Source organism: Lysobacter enzymogenes (assembly GCF_017168095.1).
Taxonomy (GTDB): domain Bacteria; phylum Pseudomonadota; class Gammaproteobacteria; order Xanthomonadales; family Xanthomonadaceae; genus Lysobacter; species Lysobacter enzymogenes_D.
The window spans coordinates 1-3,927 of the sequence record NZ_LXSD01000521.1 but is presented as its reverse complement, the minus strand read 5'-3'; the positions used below and the strand labels follow the sequence as shown (position 1 = coordinate 3,927).

General features: G+C 71.1%; 4 protein-coding genes. 1 reads left to right on the top strand and 3 read right to left on the bottom strand.

Features of this window, described 5'->3' with window-relative positions:
* Window positions 1-149: 149 nt before the first annotated feature.
* Entirely contained in the window at window positions 150-515 is a 366-nt protein-coding gene (locus A7A76_RS21020) for a hypothetical protein (protein WP_206413135.1), read from the top strand.
* Window positions 516-652: 137 nt separating this feature from the next.
* Here A7A76_RS21020 and folE read toward each other — a convergent pair whose 3' ends face one another.
* The 3 genes from folE to A7A76_RS21005 all read right to left on the bottom strand — a co-directional run bounded on the left by folE (window position 653) and on the right by A7A76_RS21005 (window position 3,797).
* Window positions 653-1,246, bottom strand: coding sequence for a GTP cyclohydrolase I FolE (gene folE, locus A7A76_RS21015; RefSeq protein ID WP_074871864.1), 594 nt, complete (start codon window positions 1,244-1,246; stop codon window positions 653-655).
* A gap of 327 nt (window positions 1,247-1,573) precedes the next feature.
* Window positions 1,574-1,915 carry a hypothetical protein gene (locus A7A76_RS21010; protein ID WP_206413134.1) on the bottom strand — a complete coding sequence of 114 codons (342 nt, stop codon included), beginning with the start codon at window positions 1,913-1,915 and terminating at the stop codon, window positions 1,574-1,576.
* 181 nt (window positions 1,916-2,096) lie between these two features.
* Entirely contained in the window at window positions 2,097-3,797 is a 1,701-nt protein-coding gene (locus tag A7A76_RS21005) for a sensor domain-containing diguanylate cyclase (RefSeq protein ID WP_206413133.1), read from the bottom strand.
* Between the last annotated feature and the right edge of the window lie 130 nt (window positions 3,798-3,927).

The following is a 3,927-nucleotide window of genomic DNA, read 5'->3' as shown; positions in this document are numbered from 1 at the left end:
GCGGCGCGGCGGGCGGCGGCGCGCATCGCGGCGCCGCCCGCGTTCGCCTTCGCATGAGCGGACCCGCGCGCTACACTCGCCCGGGCCGGGAACGGCACACCGGGGGACGCCGCAGGCTGCGGCGCGGTGCTCATTCGAAGGAACGACCCATGCGAATCGCCATTCCAGCCGCCTTGCTGTGCCTGTCGCTGCTCGGCGCCTGCGCGCGCGCCGACCGCCCTGCGCCGTCGCAGCCGGCGCCGTCGAAACTGCCCGACGCCGCGCAGGCCGGCGCGGCCATCGCCGAGATGTTCGGCGACCCCGCGCTGGCCCGCGACGTGGCGGTGGTGCTGGGCACCTGCATTCCCGCGGTCGGCGCCGAATTCCCGGGCCAGACCGCGTGCACGGTGAAGATCCAAAGCGGCGCCGGCGCGTCGGAGACCCAGGCCGATTTCTACTGGAACGGCGAACGCTGGATCGCGGTGCCGAGCCAGTCGCAGGGCAAGCTGCCGTTTCCGGATCCGAAGCTGGGCTGAGCGGCCGCCGGCGCGCGGCGCGCTTTCGAGCGGATCATTCCGATTCCGGCGCCTGCGATGCCGGAATCGAAGCGGCTGCGGCCAGCGCTTCGCGTTCGGCCGGACGCCTTCAAAGCATCGCGCTCATCCGGGCGCCTTCAGCGCCCGGGCCCCACATCGATGAAGCGCAGGAACTCGGCGCGCGTGCGCGCGTCGTCGCGGAACATGCCGAGCATCTTCGAGGTGATCATGCTGACGCCGCGCTTGTGCACGCCGCGCGTGGTCATGCACTCGTGCGCGCCCTCGACCACCACGCCCACGCCGAGCGGCTGCAGCACGTCCTGGATCGACTGGGCGATCTGCGCGGTCATCTTCTCCTGCACCTGGAAGCGGCGCGCGTAGGTCTCCACCACCCGCGCGAGCTTGCTGATGCCCACGACCTTGCCGTTGGGCAGATAGCCGACATGGGCCTTGCCGATGATCGGCGCCATGTGGTGCTCGCAATGGCTTTCGAATTCGATGTCGCGCAGCACGATCATCTCGTCGTAGCCGGCCACTTCCTCGAAGGTGCGCGCCAGGTACTCGCGCGGATCGTCGTCGTAGCCGCTGAACCAGTCGCCGTAGGCGGTGACCACGCGCTTGGGCGTGTCGAGCAGGCCTTCGCGGGTCGGGTCTTCGCCGGCCCAGGCCAGCAGGGTGCGGACCGCGGCCTCGGCTTGCTCGCGGCTGGGCTTGTCGGGGGTGTCGGCCATGGGACGGGCTTTGTGTGCTTGGGGGACACGAATGCTACCAAGCCGGGATTGGGGACGGGGGGATCGGGCAGGATCGGCAAGTCGCTGCGGGGCATGACTGGCCGCAAGGCGGCCGAGCGGGGAATGGGGAGAACAAGGAGAACCGGGAATGGCCGGTGCCCGGCCCTGCACGCCGATACGTCGCAAGGGCCGCCACGCCTTCCCCATTCCCCTCTTCCCACTGCTCCCCTGATTCCCTTGCCCAAAAAAAAGGTCGCCCAACCAGGGCGACCAGTCGGCTCCCCGGGGGAGAGAGCGCCGGGGGAGCGGTGGGCTTTGCGCGGACTGTCAGCGCAAAGGCCGGTCGAGCGCGTGGGGCAGGTTGCGCTCGATGTGGTGCCAACCGTCGCGCACCGCTTCGCGCGCTTCGGTCCAGTGCAGCCGCGACGCGGCGCGGCAGCGGTTCCATTGCGCCGCCAACGTCGGTTCGACCTCTTCGAACCGCCGTCCGCGGCAATGCAGATAGCTGTCGTAGCCGTAGCGATACGCCGGTTCGTAATCGGGCCACTCGCGGCCGGCGCTGTAGTACGGGGCGAAGCGGAACTCGCGATGGAAATGCTCGCGATATTCGCCCGGGTCTATCGCCTGAACGACCGCCGCGCCGACATCCGTTTCGTCGTGATTGCTCATGGCTCGCATCGACTTGCCAAATCCCATGGAGCCCACGCTAGGCCCACGACGATGCAACCCAGGTGAAGATTGGCGTTGCGGCTTAAGACGTTCAGCCTGCGCCCGGAAAAGCCGCGAATGCGTTAGCGCCGCGTGACGGAAACCGTCGCCGCGCATGCGCGCCGCGGCGGCGGCGGCGACCTCACTGCGCCTGCAGCACCACCGCCACGTCGCGGCCGCCGCCCTGGGCCACGCTGACCGCGTTGCGGCCGGCGGCGACCGCGTGGCGCAGCGCCAGGCGCGCGCGTTCGAACAGTTCCGGCACCGGCTCGCCGCGCTGCGACATGGCCAGGCCGATGCTCACGCTCATCACGATCTCGTGGCTGTCGATGCGGAACGGGCGCTGGGCGAAGGTCTCGCCGATGCGCCGCGCGAGCAGTTCGCTTTCGCCGCGCTCGCATTCGCTGACGATGCCGAAGCAGTCGCCGTCCATGCGCGCGATGGTGTCGTCCGGGCGCAGCACCCCGCGCATGCGCGACAGCGCCTGCTGCAGCAGCGCATCGCCGACCGCGCGGCCGTAGCGCGCGTTGACCTCGGCGAAGCCGTCCAGGTCGACCAGCAGCAGCGCGTAGTTGTTGACGTTGAGGCTGCCCGGCGACGACCACGCCTGCAGCATCTGCTCCAGCACCTGGGCGTTGAGCGCGCCGGTGAGCGGGTCGCGCTCCACCGACTGGCGCGCCAGCAGCACGATGCGATGGCGGTTGGCGGCGTGCTGGCTCAGGGCCAGCGCCAGCACCGCCGATTCCAGCACCGCGGTCAGCGCCAGCCCGCGCTCGGCCCATTCGGCGTCCTGCAGGCCGAGGATGTTGGCCGCCAGCGCCGCGGCCAGCACCAGCATCGGCGTCCAGCCCAGCAGGTAATAGCCGGCGTACGGCGCGCCCTTGCGCCAGGCGGCGACCGCGATCACCAGCATCAGCGGCACGCCCAACAGCAGCAGGATGTTGCCGCCGATGTACCACCAGCCGTAGACGTGCTCGCGCAGGAGCAGCAACACCAGCAGCCAGCCGATGTTGGCCCACTGCACGATGCGCAGCGCCCAGGTGATGCGCGGCATCAGCCGCGGCAGGTCGAGGAAGCGCACGCTGAAGCCGAGCTGGAAGATCGTCGCCAAGGTCGCCAGCGCCCACGCCACCGCCGGTTCGCTGGCCAGCCCCGCCAGTCCCCACATCTCCGAGGCGTCGCCGGAGCGCAGCAGCAGGTAGGTGGCCATGCACGCCAGGTACGCGCCGTAGCCGAGGTAGACGAAATCGCGGAACGCCACCCACACGCCGACCATCGCCACCGCCATCAGCATCATCGCGGTGAAGGCGGCGGCCATGAAGCGGGCGTCGCCGCGCTCCTGCCGGGCCAGCTCGGGGATGCTGGCGAAGTTGAGGCGGATCTCGCTCATCGCCGCGCGGCCCTTGATCCGCACGTAGGCCACCGACGAGGTCGGCCAGCCGTTCGGCAGCGGCATGACCCAGCCGCGCCGCATCAGCGGCACGCCGCCGTGCTCGGCGTCGTCGATCTCGCGCGCGGTGGCCGCGCCGGGCGGGTAGTACAGCAGCGGGCCCATCGCGCGCGAGCCGCGCACCACCAGCATCTGGCCATCGCCGGGCTTGATCGTGCGCTGGCTGGTCAGGCGCAGCCAGTAGCCGGCCTCGCGCCGCGGCAGGCTGAAGCGGACGAAGTCGTGCGGGCGCTCGGCGACCATGCTGCGCAGCACCGGCGCGCCGACCGGCGGGGTCTGCAGGTCGGTTTCGGTCATCAGCACCTCGACCTTGAGCGATTGCGCCGCGGCCGGCGCGCACAGCAGCAGCGCGCACAGCATCGCGATCATCAGCGCCCACGCCGCCTTGCGCATGTCCCGGTCCGCTCCCGCCTACGAAGAACGTCGAAGTCTAGCCGCTGCGGGCGCGCGCGGGGATGGCGGCGCGGCGACCGCCTGGCGCGATGCGACATGCGCCGGCGCAGCGCGGCGCGGCGGTGCGGCC